This is a genomic window from Gordonia sp. (in: high G+C Gram-positive bacteria) (genome assembly GCF_052106715.1).
Taxonomy (GTDB): Bacteria; Actinomycetota; Actinomycetes; order Mycobacteriales; family Mycobacteriaceae; genus Gordonia.
This window is the reverse complement of the sequence record NZ_JBQEDL010000016.1, coordinates 21,749-37,566: the sequence shown is the minus strand read 5'-3', so window position 1 is coordinate 37,566 and position 15,818 is coordinate 21,749. Positions and strand designations below refer to the sequence as shown.

Annotated in this window: 15 protein-coding genes; 8 read left to right on the top strand and 7 right to left on the bottom strand. The window is 66.3% G+C overall.

Features of this window, described 5'->3' with window-relative positions:
* Positions 1-99: 99 nt before the first annotated feature.
* From purL to ACTIMF_RS10015, 6 genes are all read left to right on the top strand, one after another.
* Positions 100-2,385 carry a phosphoribosylformylglycinamidine synthase subunit PurL gene (purL, locus tag ACTIMF_RS10040; protein WP_442350145.1) on the top strand — a complete coding sequence of 762 codons (2,286 nt, stop codon included), beginning with the start codon at positions 100-102 and terminating at the stop codon, positions 2,383-2,385.
* A gap of 86 nt (positions 2,386-2,471) precedes the next feature.
* Positions 2,472-3,137 carry a CD225/dispanin family protein gene (locus tag ACTIMF_RS10035; RefSeq protein ID WP_442350144.1) on the top strand — a complete coding sequence of 222 codons (666 nt, stop codon included), beginning with the start codon at positions 2,472-2,474 and terminating at the stop codon, positions 3,135-3,137.
* Complete coding sequence (locus tag ACTIMF_RS10030; RefSeq protein WP_442350143.1) at positions 3,137-3,604, top strand: CD225/dispanin family protein; 468 nt, start codon at positions 3,137-3,139, stop codon at positions 3,602-3,604. Before ACTIMF_RS10035 ends, ACTIMF_RS10030 begins: the two co-directional genes overlap by 1 nt.
* A 4-nt stretch (positions 3,605-3,608) precedes the next feature.
* Positions 3,609-4,070, top strand: coding sequence for a DUF2752 domain-containing protein (locus ACTIMF_RS10025; protein WP_442350142.1), 462 nt, complete (start codon positions 3,609-3,611; stop codon positions 4,068-4,070).
* Between the two features lie 6 nt (positions 4,071-4,076).
* Positions 4,077-4,619 (top strand): CD225/dispanin family protein, encoded by a 543-nt coding sequence (locus tag ACTIMF_RS10020; protein ID WP_442350141.1) that lies wholly within the window; start codon positions 4,077-4,079, stop codon positions 4,617-4,619.
* 87 nt (positions 4,620-4,706) lie between these two features.
* On the top strand, positions 4,707-5,783 hold the full coding sequence (locus ACTIMF_RS10015; protein ID WP_442350140.1) for an NAD(P)H-dependent amine dehydrogenase family protein: 1,077 nt from the start codon (positions 4,707-4,709) through the stop codon (positions 5,781-5,783).
* Between the two features lie 21 nt (positions 5,784-5,804).
* On the opposite strand, the gene ACTIMF_RS10010 is transcribed toward ACTIMF_RS10015, so the two are convergent.
* The 7 genes from ACTIMF_RS10010 to ACTIMF_RS09980 form a co-directional block, all read right to left on the bottom strand.
* Positions 5,805-8,549: a fumarate reductase/succinate dehydrogenase flavoprotein subunit gene (locus ACTIMF_RS10010; RefSeq protein WP_442350139.1), complete on the bottom strand. Its 2,745-nt coding sequence runs from the start codon at positions 8,547-8,549 to the stop codon at positions 5,805-5,807.
* Positions 8,546-9,304, bottom strand: coding sequence for an ABC transporter ATP-binding protein (locus ACTIMF_RS10005; RefSeq protein ID WP_442350138.1), 759 nt, complete (start codon positions 9,302-9,304; stop codon positions 8,546-8,548). Before ACTIMF_RS10005 ends, ACTIMF_RS10010 begins: the two co-directional genes overlap by 4 nt.
* 21 nt (positions 9,305-9,325) lie before the next feature.
* The gene (locus tag ACTIMF_RS10000) at positions 9,326-10,243 is read right to left on the bottom strand and encodes an ABC transporter permease (RefSeq protein ID WP_442350137.1); all 918 of its coding nucleotides are present in this window, start codon (positions 10,241-10,243) and stop codon (positions 9,326-9,328) included.
* Positions 10,240-11,625, bottom strand: a complete 1,386-nt coding sequence (locus tag ACTIMF_RS09995) for an ABC transporter substrate-binding protein (RefSeq protein ID WP_442350136.1) — start codon at positions 11,623-11,625, stop codon at positions 10,240-10,242. The genes ACTIMF_RS10000 and ACTIMF_RS09995 overlap by 4 nt, the downstream gene beginning before the upstream one ends.
* A gap of 70 nt (positions 11,626-11,695) precedes the next feature.
* The gene (locus tag ACTIMF_RS09990; protein WP_205332021.1) at positions 11,696-11,923 is read right to left on the bottom strand and encodes a 4Fe-4S dicluster domain-containing protein; all 228 of its coding nucleotides are present in this window, start codon (positions 11,921-11,923) and stop codon (positions 11,696-11,698) included.
* Positions 11,920-12,738, bottom strand: coding sequence for a GntR family transcriptional regulator (locus ACTIMF_RS09985; protein WP_442350135.1), 819 nt, complete (start codon positions 12,736-12,738; stop codon positions 11,920-11,922). Before ACTIMF_RS09985 ends, ACTIMF_RS09990 begins: the two co-directional genes overlap by 4 nt.
* A gap of 200 nt (positions 12,739-12,938) precedes the next feature.
* Positions 12,939-14,447 carry a glutamate--cysteine ligase gene (locus tag ACTIMF_RS09980; RefSeq protein ID WP_442350134.1) on the bottom strand — a complete coding sequence of 503 codons (1,509 nt, stop codon included), beginning with the start codon at positions 14,445-14,447 and terminating at the stop codon, positions 12,939-12,941.
* A gap of 112 nt (positions 14,448-14,559) precedes the next feature.
* Here ACTIMF_RS09980 and ACTIMF_RS09975 point away from each other — a divergent pair, with 112 nt between their 5' ends.
* The gene (locus tag ACTIMF_RS09975) at positions 14,560-15,417 is read left to right on the top strand and encodes a PHP domain-containing protein (RefSeq protein WP_442350133.1); all 858 of its coding nucleotides are present in this window, start codon (positions 14,560-14,562) and stop codon (positions 15,415-15,417) included.
* Positions 15,418-15,421: 4 nt separating this feature from the next.
* On the top strand, positions 15,422-15,817 hold the full coding sequence (locus tag ACTIMF_RS09970) for a sterol carrier family protein (protein ID WP_442350132.1): 396 nt from the start codon (positions 15,422-15,424) through the stop codon (positions 15,815-15,817).
* Position 15,818: the final 1 nt, after the last annotated feature.

The following is a 15,818-nucleotide window of genomic DNA, read 5'->3' as shown; positions in this document are numbered from 1 at the left end:
GTCGGGGACGAATCTAATCGGCGGCGCCCCGATCCGCGGAGGAATCGGGCAATATGGTCGATCGGCGTCCTCGGCGACCCCTCGCATAGACTGTCCGATGTGAGCGCCCAGGTAGATACCGTTTCCCACGCCGCCGACTCGCCGGACGTCCCGCAGCCATATGCCGAGCTGGGTCTGAAGGACGACGAGTACGCCCGTATTCGCGAGATCCTCGGCCGCAGGCCGACGGATGCCGAACTGGCGATGTACTCGGTGATGTGGTCCGAGCACTGCAGCTACAAGTCGTCCAAGAAGCATCTCAAGTACTTCGGCGAGACGACCACCGACGAGATGCGAGCGGGCATGCTGGCCGGCATCGGCGAGAACGCGGGCGTCGTCGACATCGGTGACGGCTGGGCCGTGACGTTCAAGGTCGAGTCGCACAACCACCCGAGCTACGTCGAGCCGTACCAGGGTGCGGCCACGGGTGTCGGCGGCATCGTCCGCGACATCATGGCGATGGGCGCCCGTCCGATCGCAGTGATGGACCAGTTGCGGTTCGGTGCAGCGGACGCCGCCGACACCCGGCGCGTCGTCGACGGCGTGGTCCGCGGCATCGGTGGCTACGGCAACTCGCTCGGCCTCCCGAACATCGGCGGAGAGACTGTGTTCGACGCGAGCTACCAGGGCAACCCGCTCGTCAACGCGCTGTGCGCGGGCGTGCTGCGCACCGAGGACCTGCACTTGGCGTTCGCGTCGGGCGCAGGTAACAAGATCATCCTGTTCGGCGCACGGACCGGACTCGACGGCATCGGCGGCGTCTCGGTACTCGCCTCGGAGACATTCGACGACTCCGATGAGGCGGGTCCGTCGCGCAAGAAGTTGCCGAGTGTCCAGGTCGGTGACCCGTTCACCGAGAAGGTCCTCATCGAGTGCTGCCTCGACCTCTACCGCGAAGGCCTCGTCGTCGGCATTCAGGACCTGGGCGGTGCCGGTCTGTCGTGTGCGACGAGCGAACTGGCGGCCGCCGGTGACGGCGGTATGCGCATCGACCTGGAGAAGGTGCCGATGCGCGCTGAGGGAATGACCCCGGCCGAGGTGCTCTCCAGCGAGTCGCAGGAGCGCATGTGCGCCGTCGTCACCCCGGAGAACGTCGACAAGTTCATGGCCGTGTGCCGCAAGTGGGACGCGTTGGCCACCGTCATCGGCGAGGTGACCGACGGTGAGCACCTCGAGATCATGTGGCACGGCGACTGCGTCGTGAATGTGCCCCCGCGCACCGTGGCCCACGACGGACCGGTCTACGACCGTCCGCTCGCGCGCCCGGAGTGGCAGGACGTCGTCGTCTCGTCGACCACGTCCGGACTCGCACGCCCCGAGACCGGCAGCGAGCTGCGCGCGACGTTCCTGAAGATGCTGGCCAGCCCCGCACTGTGCAGCCGCAAGTTCATCACCGAACAGTACGACCGGTACGTCCGCGGCAATACCGTCCTCGCCGAGCACGCCGACTCCGGCATGATCCGCATCGACGAGGAGACCGGCCGTGGCGTGGCCATCGCGACCGACGCATCGGGTCGCTACACCTACCTCGACCCGTACGCTGGCGCGCAGCTCGCGCTCGCCGAGGCGTACCGCAACGTCGCGGTGTCCGGTGCCGCGCCCGCCGCGGTCACCAACTGCCTCAACTTCGGGTCGCCGGAGGACCCCGCCGTCATGTGGCAGTTCAGTCAGGCCGTGCGAGGCCTCGCCGACGGCTGCGCCGAACTGGGGGTCCCGGTGACCGGTGGGAACGTGAGCTTCTACAACCAGACCGGCAGCACGGCTATTCTGCCGACGCCGGTGGTCGGTGTGCTCGGCGTGATCGACGATGTGCGACGCCGTATCCCGACCGGCATCGGAACCGAACCCGGCGAGACGCTCATCCTCATGGGCGATACCCTCGACGAGTTCGACGGCTCGATCTGGGCGCAGGTGGAGCACGATCATCTCGGCGGAACGCCGCCGAGGGTCGACTTGCGGCGCGAACGCCTTCTCAGCGACATCCTGGTCGCGGCCTCTCGCGACGGACTCGTCTCCGCCGCACACGACATCTCCGAGGGCGGCCTGATTCAGGCCGTCGCCGAAGCCGCGCTCGCAGGCGAGACCGGCTGCCGGATCCTGCTCCCCGAGGGTGCCGATCCGTTCGTGTGGCTGTTCTCGGAGTCGACCGGCCGCGTCCTCGTTGCGGTGCCGCGGACCGAGGAGACACGGTTCACCGGCATGCTGACCGCGCGGTCGATGCCGTGGACGCGTATCGGGGTCGTCGACCAGGGGAGTGACGAACTTGAAGTCCAGGATCAGTTCGCCGTGAAGCTCGACGAACTCCGCGAGGTACACGAGGGGACGCTGCCGCGGTTGTTCGGCTGACGGTATGTTAGCCGGACGCGGTCGGCGACCAGTTACTATCAGGGCGCGCCGACCCAATCCGGTGGTCGGCACGACGAGGGGACGACATGACGAATCCGCCCGGAGAGAACGGCGACCCGAACGTCGAGCCTGATCCGTTCGCCGAGACGCAGTCCGGACAGACTCCCAACCTGAAGAAGGAGCCGACGCAGCCGGATCCTCAGCAGCCGCCGGAGTACGGTCAGCCGCCCCAGTACGGTCAGACTTCCCAGTACGGCGAGACACCCCAGTACGGCTCGCAGGACCCGTTCGGCCAAGCTCAGCCCGGCCAGCCTCAAGCCGATCAGCCCCAGCCTGGTCAGCCCCAGCCCCAGTACGGTCAGCCCCAGTACGGGGCGGCCCCCAATTTTCCGGGCAACCCGTACCCGGCCAACCCGTATCCGGCAGGACCTGCGGGCGCTTCGGGACCGGCGCCTGCGAACAGCATGGTCTCGGCGATCATCCTCACCGTTCTCGGGTTCTTGGCGACCTGTGCGACCTGTCTGAGCTTGGTTGCGGGCATCATCGGCATCGTCGCAATCGTCAAGGCCAATGCCGTCAACGGACAGTGGCAGCGGGGCGACGCCGCCGGTGCTCAGCGGTCGGCCGACGAGGCGAAGAAGTGGTCGAACATCGGCTGGATCGTCTTCGGTGTATCGATCGTCCTCTGGGTCATCGGCATCATCGTGTTGGCCGCGACCGGTAACTCGGCCGGATACTACGACTTCAGCTGATGACTACTCCGCAGAACCCGGACGGCTTCGGTGAGGATCCATTCGCAAAACCGGATCCCGGCCAGCAGTACGGGCAACCCCAGTTCGGTCAGCCCCAGTTCGGTCAGCCCCAGTATGGTCAGCCCCAGTACGGTCAGCCCCAATACGGGCAACCCCAGTATGGTCAGCCCCAGTACGGTCAGCCGTACTGGCAGCAGCCGCCGGGGATGGAACCCGACAACAATCTGGTGTGGGCCATCCTGAGTACTGTGCTCTGCTGCCTGCCTTTGGGCGTGGTGTCCATTGTGAAGTCGACGTCGGTCAGCAGGTTGTGGGCGATGGGCGACTACGCCGGAGCCCAGCAGGCTGCTGACGACGCGAAGAAGTTCGCCATGTGGAGCGCCATCGCCGCGGTGGCGTCATGGGTGGTCGTCGTGATCATCTATGTCGTCATCATCGCGGCAGCTGTCTCAAGTTCGACGGTGTAATGCGATGAGCGTCGACGCCGCGAGTACCACCGACCGGATGCTGGGGGCCGCGACCGCCGTCTCGCGGCATCGCATCGCGGGTCCGGCGGTGGTCGTCGCGGCGGTGGGCGTGGCCTCGACGTTCGTGTGGTTCGCTGACCCGATGACTCCGGGCGGCATCATCCCGCCGTGCCCCACCAAGACCCTGCTGCACATCGATTGCCCGGGGTGCGGAGCGTCGCGGGCGGTGTACAGCCTGCTGCACGGCGACATCGGTGCGGCGCTGCACTACAACGCTGTCGGCGTCCTCGCTCTGGCGCTCCTCGGTATCGCATTCGTGACGTACACCGTGGGGCTGTGGCGCGGGCGACGTGTCCGCAGTTGGCAGCATTGGCGGTACACGCCGACGGCGGTTCTCGTGGTGATCTTCGGCTGGCTGATCATCCGAAACATCCCCGTCGCCCCATTCGACAGTCTGAAGGTATGACCTGCGGTGAGTACCACCCCTGAGAATCCCGGCGACTCCGATTGGGCCGCATACGAGCCGACGCAGGTCGGTGTGCCCAAGCCCGATCCTGGGTACTGGCAATCGCAGTACGTGCCGCCGCCGTTGCCGCCCGTGGTTCCACCGGCACCGTACGGGCCCTCCTACCCGTATCCGGGACAGCAGTTCGGGGTCCGGGCGCAGGGCTCGCCGCCACAGACCGGGCAGACCTCGTCGCTCGTCGCTCTCGTGTTCGGCGGCATCCTGACGGTCAGTTGCTACGGGACTCTCGTCGGCATCGCGCCGCTGGTGCTGGGCATCGTCGGCTTCACGAAGGCTAATTCCGTCGCCCGACTCTGGTACGCGGGACGGGCGGCCGAAGCCGCAGATGCCGCGGAATCGTCCAAGAAGGCTGCGATGTGGGCGTGGATCAGTCTCGGGATCGGTGTGGTTCTCGCTGTCATCGCGGTCGTCCTCGTCATCGCGTGGGCGATCAACTCCGATTCGACTCCTGACCCGGTGTACACCTACACGTACGAAATGCCTGCGTAGTCTCGAGCGCGGTCCGGAAACCAGTATTCGGACACGTGTCCAGTCAATCGACCACATGATTCGCCGATCGGCTTTAGCGTGGATGCCATGACTCTGCGCGTAGTGGAATGGTCCACCGGAACAGTCGGCCGACATGCGATCACCGGTATCGACGCCCACCCCGATCTCGAACTCGTCGGGGTGTGGGTGTCCGACCCGGCCAAGGTCGGCCGGGACGCCGGGCGGCTCGCCGGCCTGGACCGCGACCTCGGGGTGATCGCCACCGACGACCGCGACGCGCTCCTGGCATTGAAGCCGGACGCGATCGTGCACACTGCGATGACCGACGATCGGGTGGCCGAGGCGATCGCCGATCTGACGGCATTCGTCGCAGCCGGCGTGAACGTCGTCTCGTCGGGGCCCGTCATACTGCAGTTCCCGTACGGCGTCCTGCCGGAGTCGATGGTCGAGAGCGTCGAGAAGGCCGCGCTCGAGGGCGGAGCCAGTCTGCACGTCAACGGGATCGACCCGGGATTTGCGAACGACGTTCTGCCGCTGTCGATCACGAGTCTCTCGCAGCAGATCGATGAGGTCAGGGTCATGGAGATCGCCGACTATTCCACGTACTACCAGCCCGTGGTGATGTCGGAGATCTTCGGCTTCGGCAAGCCGATGGATCATCAGCCGATGCTGTTGACGCCCGGCGTGCTGTCGCTGGCGTGGGGGAGTGTCGTCCGGCAGCTCGCTGCGGGACTCGACGTCACGCTCGACGAGCCGCTCGTCGAACGCTTCGATCGTGTCGCCGCGGCGGGCGACGTCGACACGGTCTCGCTGAGAATCCCAGACGGGACGATGGCGGCTCTGCACTTTCAGGTGGTCGGTCAGGTCGACGGAGTGGACCGGATCGTCTTGGAGCACTACACGCGGACTCACCCGGACCAGTGCCCGGACTGGCCGACGCCCGCGGAGGGCGACGGCTGCTACCGGATCGAGGTGACCGGCGAGCCGGTGATAGCCGTGGAGATGACGCACCACGGACGCACCGGCGACCACAACGTGTCCGGGATGATCGTCACCGCCCAGCGCCTGGTCAACGCCGTGCCCGCTGTCGTCGCCGCCCACCCGGGTCTGGTGACCGCGCTCGACCTGCCGTTGATCACCGGACGCGGTCTTGTGGCCAGTTGAGAGCAACTGCCGCGACGAGAGTCAGCGTGCGGCCGCTCGTACGTCGGCGTCCTCGTCGAGGCGAGCCGTTTCGAGCAAATCGTTCACCGCGAGGCGGGTCGACCATCCTCGGAGCGTGCTCACCGCAGCCTTGCGTACGTCTGCGTGCGGGTCGGTGACCAAGGGCGTCAGAGCCTGTACCGAATTGTCGCCCGGTGCGACGGACAGCCCCGTCGCCGCACCCTTGCGGACCTGCCATGCGTTGTCGCGCAACGCCTTCTGGAGCATCTTCGAATCAGTCGCCGGATCGCCCAGAGTCGAGAGGGCAGCCAGACCCGCGGCTCGGACAAGTGGGTCTCGATCCGCAGCGAGCACGCGGACGGTCTCGGCCCCGCCGCCGACTGTCGCGAGCCCCTGCGCGGTGACGACACGAACCTCCCGGTTCGGGTCGGATGCTGCGGACGCGATCTGCTCGGCGGCGTCGAGTGACACGAGGCCACGGATCGCTTCGATGCGTACAGCGTGGTGAGGATCGGTGAGTCGATCGGTGAACAGCTCGGTATCACCTTCGCGTAGCGCCCGTAATAGATCGAGGACACCCGCGCGCACCCGGTGATCGTCGGAGGACGTCTTCGCGCGCAGGCTCTCGACGAACGGCGGCTTCTCGGGCAGCACTTCTACCAGCTCGCGCAACGAATCTATCGCCACGTGCCGGACTCCAGGATCCTCGTCTGTCAGTGCACGAGCCAGTGCCATGTCGAAGCCGTCCGGCGTGTGCTCGGTCAGTGTGGAGACCGCGGTGCGACGCACGGTTGGGTCGGGGTCGGTGAGGTAGTCGAGGACATCGGCGATGTCGGGCGATTCGAGTGCGACCAATTCCGCGATACGCGGGGACAGCGGTGCGCGGGTGCCCGCCGAGACCGGGGCCGCGGGTGACCGCGGCGAATCGACGACACCGGGCGCAGTTCCTCCGGGACCGATTCGGATGTCCGGCTGTGCGATCTCGATGACCGAACGGTCTTGCGGGGGAAGGTTGTCGAGTCCGTCCACCGGCACGAGGTACGGGGCGACGGGACGTCCGATGAACTGCATGTCACCGTTCGACGTCTTGCGGATGTTGAGGTGGTATCCCCAGTTCTCGTCGTCGCGTCCGACGACGTCGTCCCGCTGGTGGTAGAGGCCCCAACGACTCTCGGTTCGAGTCAGCGAACTGCGTGCAGCCATCTCCGCGCAATCGCGAATAAACGTCACCTCGGCACAGCGCATCAGCTCATGCGGTGTGCGTGCGCCCATCTCGGCGATCTCACCGCGCATCCGCTCGAAGGTCTCGATGGCGATACCGAGTTTGGTCGACGTCTTCGGTGGCGCCACGTAGTCGTTCACGAATCGTCGGAGCTTGTATTCGACTTGAGGCTGCGGCGGGCCGTCGGGATGGCGAAGGGGACGGTAGATCAATTCGTGGGCGGCCGCGATCTGATCGGCTGGCAGGTCGATGGGCGATGCGACGTCCCGGGCTCGGTCGCTCGCATGCTGCCCGGTCAGTTCGCCGTACACGAATGCACCGATCATGTAGTTGTGCGGCACGCATGCCAGATCACCTGCCGCATACAAGCCGTCGACGGTGGTCGCGCCGTTCTCGTCCACCCATACTCCGGAAGCGGAATGGCCGCTGCACAGACCGATCTCGGAGACGTGCATCTCGATATCGTGCGTGCGGTAGTCGTGCCCGCGGTTCGCGTGGAAGGTGCCGCGGGTGGGTCGCTCCGTCGTGTGCAGGATCGATTCGAGCGCGCCGACGGTCTCCTCCGCCAGATGCGAGACCTTCAGGTAGACCGGGCCGCGAGCAGAGTCGATCTCGCGCTTCACCTCGCTGATCATGTCGCCGGACCAGTAGTCGGAGTCGACGAACCGGTCGCCATCCGCGTTCACCTGGTACCCGCCGAACGGATTCGCGACGTACGCGCACGCCGGGCCGTTGTAGTCCTTGATCAGAGGATTGATCTGGAAGCACTCGATTCCCGAGAGCTCGGCACCCGCGTGGAGCGCCATCGAGTAGCCGTCGCCGGCATTGGTCGGGTTCTCGTAGGTCCCGTACAGGTAGCCGGAGGCGGGGAGCCCCAGACGTCCGCACGGCCCAGTGGCCAGAATGACTGATTTGGCTCCGATGACGTAGAAGTCGCCGGTCCTGGTGTGCAGCGCGACCGCACCGACGGCACGGCCGTTGTCGGTGAGAACTCGTACCGGCATCAACCGGTTCTCGATCGTGATGCGCTCGCGCATGTCCCGGCGGCGCAGCACGCGATACAAGACCTTCTTGACGTCCTTGCCCTCCGGCATCGGGAGCACGTACGAGCCCGAGCGGTGGACACGTCGCACTGCGTACTCGCCGTACTCGTCCTTCTCGAACTTCACGCCGTATCGTTCGAGCCGCGAGATCATCGCGAAACCGCGAGTGGCTGTTTGATAGACGGTCTTCTGGTCGACGATGCCGTCGTTGGCTCGAGTGATCTCGGCGACGTAGTCCTCGGGGGTCGCTTTACCGGGTATCACAGCGTTGTTGACGCCATCCATGCCCATCGCCAATGCACCGGAATGCCTCACGTGCGCTTTGTCGAGGAGGAGGACGTCGGCGCCGTTCTCGGCGGCGGTCAACGCTGCCATCGATCCGGCGGTGCCTCCGCCGATCACGAGGACGTCACAGTTCAGACGGTGCGCGTCTTCTACAGCGGGGGCGGTGAACGCGTGATGCGGTGTGCCTGGGGATGTGGTCGGATCGGGGCCGGTCATGATGTCGCCTTGCTCGGTGTGAGGTCGTGGGTACGGGGTAGGGCGTCGGCGATCGCGTTACGCGCCGCGGTGTTGTCGGCGTCCGGCGTGCGCGGGTGGGCAACGTCGACGACGGCTCGGACTGGCTCGCCTGCGCGGCCGAGTACCACCACCCGATCACCGAGAAGCACAGCTTCGTCGATGTCGTGGGTGACGAACAGAACCGTGGCGGGATGCGCGTGGAGAGTCCGGATGAGCAGTTGCTGCATCGACGAACGAGTCTGGGCGTCGAGCGCGCCGAACGGCTCGTCCATCAGCAGTGTCCGTGGTGCCCCCGCGAGACCGCGAGCCAACTGGACGCGCTGACGCATGCCTCCGGACAGCTCTTTGGGCAGGTGATCTGCGAATCCGTCGAGCCCGATCTCGGAGATCCACCGTCGGGCCTGCGGCTTCCGTTGCGATCGCGGAACACCGCGCAGGGTCAGTGCCAGCAAGATGTTCTTGCGAACGGTGCGCCAGGGATGCAGGGCATCGTCCTGGAAGACCATCGCACGGTTGCCTGAGGTACCGGTGACGGGTTCGCCCTGAGACAGGACGGTGCCCGAGTCGATCGGGCGCAGGCCGGCGACCGCACGCAACAGGGTCGACTTGCCGCACCCCGACGGACCGGTGACGACTACGACTTCACCGGCGGTCACCGGCAGGGTCAGACGATCGATGATGGTGCGATCACCGTGCCGCAGCGTGAGATCGACGAGGTCGATGGTGGTGCTCATTCGAGGTGTCCTTCCGGTCGGTCAGCGATGGTCGCCACGAGGGAGCCAGCGAGTCACGCGACGCCCGATGAGTTCGATGGCGCCGGACGTCACGGCGCCGAGCGCGGCGATGGTGAACATGCCGACGAACACACCGGGGTAGTCGACGACGGTGTACGACTGCCACGTCCGGTAGCCGACGCCGAGCCTCCCGGAGATCATCTCCGCGGAGATGAGGCAGATCCACGACACTCCGATACCGACCGACAGACCGCCGAACACGCCCGGGGTGATGCCGGGCAGGATCACGCGCCATACGACGTCCCGGCGAGTGCCGCCCATCGTGCGTACGGACTCCTCCCAGATGGTCGGCAGCGCCCGGACGGCGTGTCGGGTGGACACCACGATCGGGAACAGGGCTGCGATGAAGGTGATGAACACCATCCCGCCCTCGTCGCTCGGAAAGACCAGGATCGCGATGGGAACCAGCGCAATCGCCGGGATCGGACGAGCCAGTTCAGTGAGAGCGCCGAGCGTTCCCTCGGCGAGCGTCGACCGTCCGAGGGCGATCCCGAGTGGGATGCCTATCGCCGCAGCGAGAGCGAATCCGGTACCGATGCGGATGAGCGACTGACCGAGGTCGAGATAGTACTCCCCGGCGTGCAGGCGATCCCACCACGCCGACGCGACGTCGGCGGGTGTCGGAATCACGTCGAAGTGCAACCACAGCACTGCGTCCGACGCGGCCAGCAGGTGCCAGAGTCCGATCGCAGCCAATACGGTGATGATCCGGAGCGGCCAGACGAGTGTCCGCCGCGATACGCTCTTGTTGGATGTGGAATCGATTGCTGCAGAATCGATCTTGTGTTCCTCGTGGACGGTGTCGGTACCGATGTGGTCTGGGGTGGAATCGGTGGGAGTGGACTGAGTGAGGCCCGCTGCTGAGATCCGAGTAGTCATCGGTCCACCTCATCGAGCGCCTGGTCGTAGCTGACGGGAACGGCTCCCGGGTGTGTCTGCCGGTAAGCACGAGCACTGTCGTTCGTGGTGAACGCGACGAAGGTGGTGCCGTCGCGCAGCCACACCGCGTGATCGGCGAACCATCGTGTGCCGAGAGTCGGGTCGGTGATGTACGCGGCCTTTACCTGGCGTCCGTCTCGTCGAGCGTCGCGGACGAGACGCAGAACCGACGTCGAGTCCGGAGTGGTCCGGGTGTCGCTGCCGGAGAACCACACTTCGCCGTTCGGCCGCGCGGAGTTCGGCTGTCGGTGGAGCAGCTCGTCATAATCGCCACCGGTCTCCGACACCGCCTTCCGGAGCGCCGTGTCGGACACGAACGTGTCCAGGTCGACCGGGTTAGGGAACGAGCCGATCGATTCGAGGTAGGGCTTGTCGCCCTCGAGCGCTTTCACCAGAGACGGCCTGATCGCGGGATTGAAATCGGTGCCGCCCGGACCGTTATAGAGGTATACGACCTCGGCCGGCAGGCCGCTCGCCTTAGCCACCGTTTGAGCCGCGGCGAGCGGGTCGTCGTCGAGCGCCTTGGTGGCGTCCAGTTGAGCTTTCAGGAAGGCGTCCACGACATCGGGGTGCTCGTCGGCGAAGCGGTTCCGCGCGATCGTTCCGTGCAGTGTCGGGATGCCGAGCTGCGCTCCGTCGTAGACCAGGCGCGCCTTGTTCTGAAACACGAGCAGACCCGGCCAGGCGACGAACTGTGCCAGCGCATCGACTTTGCCGCTCTCGAGTGCGGACGCACCGACCTGCGGTTGCTGATTGGTGACGTCCACGTCCCCGATGCCGTCCTTCGCGAGGGCGGTGAGCAGGGTGCCGTGGCCGGCCGATCCCTCGCTGGCCGACACTCGCTTACCGGCGAGGTCGCCGAGTGAGCGGATCGGTGAATCGGGTCGGGTGACCACCATGTTCAGCGAACCCCGCGCAGACGATCCGGTGACGGCGAGGATCGAGGTGGCCGTAGCGGAGTTCGCAATGGCGCGCGACCCGTTGATGAGCATCGGATAATCGCCCATCGATCCGATGTCGATCTTTCCGGCGATCATCCCGGTGGTGATCGGCGCCCCGGTGTCGTAGTCCTCCCAACGGACAGTGAACTTCTCCCCGGTCCGTTCGGTCACCTCCTTCAGGCGCTTCTCGAGGTCGCCGCGTTCGCGAAGTAGCGTTCCCGCGGTAACGGTGTTGATCGTCTTCGACTGATAGCCGACGACCACGGCAGTCGCGCCTGAGGACTCATCGGGCGACAGGGAGCAACCGGCCGCAGTGAGAGCGGCGGCGGTACCAAGTGCCGCGAGCGCGAATCCGCGACGAGTGGTGGGGGTTCTGGACATGTGGGGACCTCACGGGGCTGTGTGGGGTGAGCGAGAAGGAGAGTGGGGAGCGGAACGGGCCGCCGGACTGTCAGCGCAGGAGATACGGCATGTTGACCGTCACCGCGCCGGTCGGGCAGCGGATGGCGCAGGGGCCGCAGTACCAGCACTCGTCGACGTGCATGAATGCCTTGCCGGACTCAGGATTGATGGCCAACGAGTCGAGCGGGCACACCTCAACGCACAGGGTGCACCCGTCGATGCACAGGGATTCGTCGATGGTCACTGGTACGTCGGTGCGATTGTTGACGAGACTCACCGGAGATCTCCGATCGGTTGTAGTTCGGGACTGGAGCTTTCGAGACTGGAGTTTTCGAGCGTTCGGGGACGTTCGTTTTGCTGGTCACGGAATGACCTGGTGCGCAGCGATATTCGGTCGCCTCGCATGCGGATGTACTCGAGGTCCACCGGCCGAGCCTGCGTCCCGAGGCAAGTGAGGCGTTCGAGCAGCAGTACCGCCGATCCCGGCGCGACACCGAGGACCGCAGCCGAGTGGGGGTCGGCGACGGCGGCCTCCACGGTCTGCTCAGCAGAATGGAGACGACGTCCGGACACGAGCTCGAGCAACGCGAAGACGTCGGTCGACTCGATGTCGTACTCGAGGAGCGGAATGCCGAGGTCGGGAACCAGGTAGGTCAGGTCCAGACTCAGCGGCTCATCGCCCAGATACCGAGTGCGCTCGATGTACACGGCATCGTCGCCGGTTTCGAGTCGCAGTTGCGCAGCGACCGCAGCAGGTGGACGGACCAACGTGGCGACGCGGACCTCGTTCCATACGTCGCCGTGTTCACTCAGGGTCTCCTTCAGCCCGCGGAGCGCGTCGAGTCCGTGCACCGCTCGGCGGCGGACGACATGAGTCCCGACGCGGGGTGACCGATCGATCAATCCCTCCCCGGCAAGGATCGTCAGAGCGTCTCGCACCACGTTTCGGGACACGCCGAACTCGACGCTGAGGGTGTCCTCGTGCAAGGCGCCGGTGTGCTCGCCACGGTCGATTCCGCGACGCAGCACATCGCTGACGACCCGTGCGTCATCAGCGCGGAGGCGTCGTCGAACATCGGTCCTGAACTGCATGAATGGGAGCGTAGACGGGATTTCGTGTATCTCGTTCCGTCGCGATGAGGTGCCTTGACACGCCACACCGCATTACGCCACCGGCTCGCCGTGTGCCGTTTTCCGCTACCTGGCATTTCTTTGAGGCTGCCGGGTAATACGCCATCTCGTCGGATGGCTCCGGAGGTTGAACTCAGAACGCGCAAAACCTCGTCGATGTTTCACAACGACCAGTTGTGCACCGGTTCGCCCTCGTGCATCAGCGTTCGATAGTCGGTGAGCATCCCGTGGAGCGCCTGCTCGCGGGACTCGCCGGCATCCTCGCGTGCCGTCACCGCCCGTCGCTGCCACACCGCGCCCGTCTGCCTCGTCATACAGCGCCCCTCGACGACGCCGAGGTACCGGCGTTTCGCCTTCTCCGACACCCCGAACGACGTCAGTCCCTTGTCGGCGAGCGGTAGCAGACGGCGGAGGGTGAGTTCGCCGGGACTGACCCAGCCGATGTTCGGCCAGTACAGCTGGGCGTCGAGGCCCCACTGGGCGCCCGACGCGAGATTCTCGCGGGCCGCGTCGAACGACATCTGCGACCACAGCGGCCGGTCGGCCTCGACGAGGCCGCGCACCACCCCGTAATAGAACGCGGCGTTGGCCATCACGTCGACGACGGTGGGGCCCGCGGGGAGCACTCGGTTCTCCACGCGCAGATGCGCATTGCCGTCGACGACGTCGTAGACCGGGCGGTTCCACCGGTACACGGTCCCGTTGTGCAGGCGCAGCTCCTCGAGTTCGGGTATCTGTCCGGCGTCGAGCTCGGCGAGCGGATCGACCTCGGTCGACACCGGCAGCAGGGCGGGGAAGTAGCGAGTGTTCTCTTCGAACAGGTCGAAGATCGTCGTGATCCAGCGTTCGCCGAACCAGACGCGGGGACGGACGCCCTGGTTGCGCAGTTCGAGCGGCCGGGTGTCGGTGGCCTGCTCGAAGACCGGTATCCGCGTCTCGTGCCACAGCGCCTTGCCTGCGAGGAAGGGCGAGTTCCCCGCCAACGCGACCTGGACGCCCGAGATCGCTTGCGCCGCATTCCAATGCGCCGCGAAGTCTTCCGGGGCGACGCGCAGATGCAGTTGCAAGGACGTGCAGGCCGCCTCCGGGAGGATCGAGTCCGTCGTCGTGGCCAGCCGCTCGGGCGATGTCCGCGACGACAGCGGGACACCCGCGATGTCGATCTCCATGTCCTCACCGCGGGCCGCGAAGATCTGTTCGTTGAGGAGGCTGTAGCGCGGGTTCGTGGAGATCCACTGGTGCGCGAAGTGCTCCTGGCGCAGCGTCGGCAGCATGCCGATCATCACGAGATGATTGCCCGTCGACGCCGCACGCGCCTCCGCTCGATTGAGCGAGGTGCGCAGCATCTGTTCGAGAGTGACGGTGTCGCCGCCGACGAACGGCCGCGGCGACACATTGATCTCGATGTTGAACTGACCGAGCTCGGTCTGGAAGTCGGGGTCGGCGATAGCGTCGAGCACCGTCGAATTCGCCATCGCAGGCTCTGAGCCCGAGTCGGTCAGATTGAGTTCCACTTCCATGCCGAGTAGCGGCTCGGGCGCCTGACCGTGATCGGTGAAGAGCCCGTCGGCCAGCATTCGTGCGATCGCCTCGGTGCCGCGCGAGACCTGAGACCGGAACCGGACGCGATCGGATCCGCTGAACTTCTGCCGGTTCACTTCCGTGCCCATGCGTTCATCGTGCCGCAAAACTACTGGCTCGACGCTTAACCCTCTCGTAGGTGTCACCCGCTGACACCTACGAGAGGGTTAGCGAGGTTCAGTGCTTCACTACAATCGGCTCATGCCCACAGCCGACCTCCACACGCACACGCGCTTTTCCGACGGGACGGACACGCCGGAAGAACTGCTGGCGGCCGCGCAGGCAGCCGGGCTCACGACGGTAGGCCTCACCGACCACGACACGGCTGACGGCTGGGACCAGGCGGCCGAGCATGTGCCTTCAGGCATGCGGGTGCTGCCCGGAGCCGAGTTCTCGACCAAGCATCCGGGCCGCGACGGCGCGTTGGTGTCGGTGCATCTGCTGGGTTACCTCTTCGACCGCGACCATCCCCAGATCGCCGCCGAGTGGCAGCGGATCGTCGACGAACGCACCAATCGGGGCGCGCGGATCGTCGAGAGCCTGATCGCGGCGGGGTACCCGATCACCCTTGATCAGGTGCGGGACAAGGCGGGCCGCAGCAATATCGGCCGCCCGCACATCGCCGGTGCCCTCGTCGACGCGGGCGTCATCGACACGGTGGGGGAAGCTTTCGAGGGCATCCTCGAGGACGGTGGACCGCACCATGTGTCGTTGCGGTCCACTTCGCTCGTGGATGGGATTGCGATGATCGTCGCCGCAGGCGGCGTTCCCGTCATCGCACATCCGCGGGCCCGCACGGCTGCCGCCGTGCTGTCCGCTCCCGTCCTCGCGAGTCTCGTCGACGTCGGACTCGCCGGACTCGAGGTCCGGCACCCCGACCACGACGACGCAGCACGCGCCGAACTCGCCGGCATCGCGTCCGACCTCGGCCTGTTCACGACGGGATCGAGCGACTACCACGGCGGAAACAAGACCCTCCGCATCGGTCAGGAGCGGACCGACGACGACGTCGTCGAGCAGATCGTCGACCGCGGTACCGTCGCGCCGTTCGTCGGCTAGACCGATGGCGCCCACTGACAGAGTCGACCCAGCGCAGACGCGGGCCGCCGTCCTCGCCGTCGCCGACTGGCTGCGCGACGACACGCTCCCGACACCGCCACGGCAAGCGCTGGCCGCCGCCGTACGGGCCACTGCGCGCACCATCGGCCAGGACGCTCCGGGCAACTCGGTGGAACTGCGGGTCCCGCCGTTCGTCGCCGTCCAATGCATTGAAGGCGTCCGCCACACGCGGGGCACCCCGCCGAACGTCGTCGAGACGTCGCCGCGCCAATGGCTGCTCCTGGCGACGGGGCTCGATTCGTTCGGCGAAGCAGTCGACGAGCATCGAGTCAGCGTGTCCGGGCATCGCGCGGGCGACGTCGCTGACTACCTGCCGGTCATCCCGCTGTCGCCGCGCTAGA

Coding starts and splice junctions, on each gene's coding strand:
- ACTIMF_RS10035 (WP_442350144.1), top strand. CDS start 2,472: ATGACGAATCCGCCCGGAGAGAACGGCGACCCGAACGTCGAGCCTGAT.
- ACTIMF_RS10030 (WP_442350143.1), top strand. CDS start 3,137: ATGACTACTCCGCAGAACCCGGACGGCTTCGGTGAGGATCCATTCGCA.
- ACTIMF_RS10025 (WP_442350142.1), top strand. CDS start 3,609: ATGAGCGTCGACGCCGCGAGTACCACCGACCGGATGCTGGGGGCCGCG.
- ACTIMF_RS10015 (WP_442350140.1), top strand. CDS start 4,707: ATGACTCTGCGCGTAGTGGAATGGTCCACCGGAACAGTCGGCCGACAT.
- ACTIMF_RS10010 (WP_442350139.1), bottom strand. CDS start 8,549: ATGACCGGCCCCGATCCGACCACATCCCCAGGCACACCGCATCACGCG.
- ACTIMF_RS10005 (WP_442350138.1), bottom strand. CDS start 9,304: ATGAGCACCACCATCGACCTCGTCGATCTCACGCTGCGGCACGGTGAT.
- ACTIMF_RS10000 (WP_442350137.1), bottom strand. CDS start 10,243: ATGACTACTCGGATCTCAGCAGCGGGCCTCACTCAGTCCACTCCCACC.
- ACTIMF_RS09995 (WP_442350136.1), bottom strand. CDS start 11,625: ATGTCCAGAACCCCCACCACTCGTCGCGGATTCGCGCTCGCGGCACTT.
- ACTIMF_RS09985 (WP_442350135.1), bottom strand. CDS start 12,738: ATGCAGTTCAGGACCGATGTTCGACGACGCCTCCGCGCTGATGACGCA.
- ACTIMF_RS09980 (WP_442350134.1), bottom strand. CDS start 14,447: ATGGGCACGGAAGTGAACCGGCAGAAGTTCAGCGGATCCGATCGCGTC.
- ACTIMF_RS09975 (WP_442350133.1), top strand. CDS start 14,560: ATGCCCACAGCCGACCTCCACACGCACACGCGCTTTTCCGACGGGACG.
- ACTIMF_RS09970 (WP_442350132.1), top strand. CDS start 15,422: ATGGCGCCCACTGACAGAGTCGACCCAGCGCAGACGCGGGCCGCCGTC.